This window comes from Vibrio sp. 1167 (assembly GCF_033340375.1).
GTDB classification, from domain to species: Bacteria; Pseudomonadota; Gammaproteobacteria; order Enterobacterales; family Vibrionaceae; genus Vibrio; species Vibrio alginolyticus.
This window is the reverse complement of sequence record NZ_JAWOWK010000055.1, coordinates 1-1,477: the sequence shown is the minus strand read 5'-3', so window position 1 is coordinate 1,477 and position 1,477 is coordinate 1. Positions and strand designations below refer to the sequence as shown.

The following is a 1,477-nucleotide window of genomic DNA, read 5'->3' as shown; positions in this document are numbered from 1 at the left end:
ATCAACTTCATTTCACTATGAATAAGAACTTAGTTTTATAAAAAAGCGCTTGTGGAAATGGGAAAAGTGGTTGCTAAGCGACCACGTTGTTTAGCTAAGTAGAGCCGAAGTTAATGGAGTTACTGCTTCGCAGCTACACTTGAGCAATAGATTTAAAAATAGCTTTTTAGGAATCCATATCACACTATGAATTTCCATTTTTTACATTGACCCCGTCATTACCAAGCAATGACATTTGGTCTCGACTCTGAGACTAATCTTCGATGTTTATCGGCAGTGTAAACACAAGAGGTCAATATGAAAAAATACACTTATCCTCTACTTGCTATCTCAGGCGGTCTACTACTGACTGGCTGCGGTGGTGACGACTCTTCATCAAATACAGAATCCGCTACGTTTTCTCTTGGTGTCTCAGATGCACCTGTGGATGACGCCAACAAAGTGGTCTTAGCATTTAAAGACGTGGTTTTAATTCCGTTTGACCCAGAAACGGGCGAGCAAACTGGCGATCACATTCTGCTAGACGCAAGCGAGAGCGGCGCGCTACATCAAGTTGATTTGATGGAATACCAAGGGAAAAATGCTAAAACCATCATTAGCGAACAACAAATTGCTCCGGGTGATTACGCCATGTGCGTTTACGCGAAAGATGGCCGACAGTTGAATGATACATCTCTATCGTATGTCGAAAAAACTGATGGCTCAGTAAAAGGTCTTGTTGTTCCAAGTCGTGGTAGCTGCTTTGGCTTTAAGCCCGATACCAGCGATCAGGGTCGCTTGAAGTTTTCCCAAAAAGGTCAGTATGTAAAAGTTCATACTGGGCACAATAGCTACGTTGTAGAGTTTGATTTGCGTAAAGGTCTGGCGGATCCAGTCGGCCAAGATCATATGAACATGAACTCGAATGCCGTAAGTTTGGTGAACGCATCAGATTCAGGCCATATCGCTGGCACGGTAAGTAACGTGCAATACCAAGCTTGCGAAGCAGACAGTGCGGCATGGAACGCGATTCATGATGTGCCTGCCGTTCACTCTGTTTACCTGTATGCGGGTTCTATGGTTCGCTCAACCATGGGCGATATGGGCGCGACAGCTCCACTCAACGCGCCAGTTGCGGTAGCTAACGTGAATGAATCGCAAGACGAAGAAGGCAATACAATCTACAGCTACGAGTTTGGTTACATTGGCCCAGGTACTTACAGCATTGGCTACACATGTACCGCGTATATTGATACGCCTGACGCTCATGAAACGTCAGAAGACGGTTTCTTGATTTACCAGCACTACACGCCAGTTGATGTTGTCGAGACAGAGCTGACAACTCAGGACATTAATCCCATTCTTTAAGTCACCATATTAAAAAAGCCGCTCGTACTGAGCGGCTTTTTACTTAGTCAGAAAGGTAATATTGAACCGTCGATACCACTCGTACTTTTTTAATGTAAGGCGTATTGCTATCGCGGTCATAAATGGAGGA

The 1,477-nt window shown here is 44.5% G+C and carries 1 protein-coding gene; it reads left to right on the top strand.

The features are described from left to right. The first annotated feature begins 297 nt into the window (after nt 1–297). Complete coding sequence (locus tag R7Z78_RS24295; protein WP_169643860.1) at nt 298–1,347, top strand: DUF4382 domain-containing protein; 1,050 nt, start codon at nt 298–300, stop codon at nt 1,345–1,347. The last annotated feature ends 130 nt before the right edge of the window (nt 1,348–1,477 follow it).

Bases quoted from the DNA above. Each gene is read 5' to 3' on its own strand.
- R7Z78_RS24295 (WP_169643860.1), top strand. From the start codon at position 298: ATGAAAAAATACACTTATCCTCTACTTGCTATCTCAGGCGGTCTACTA.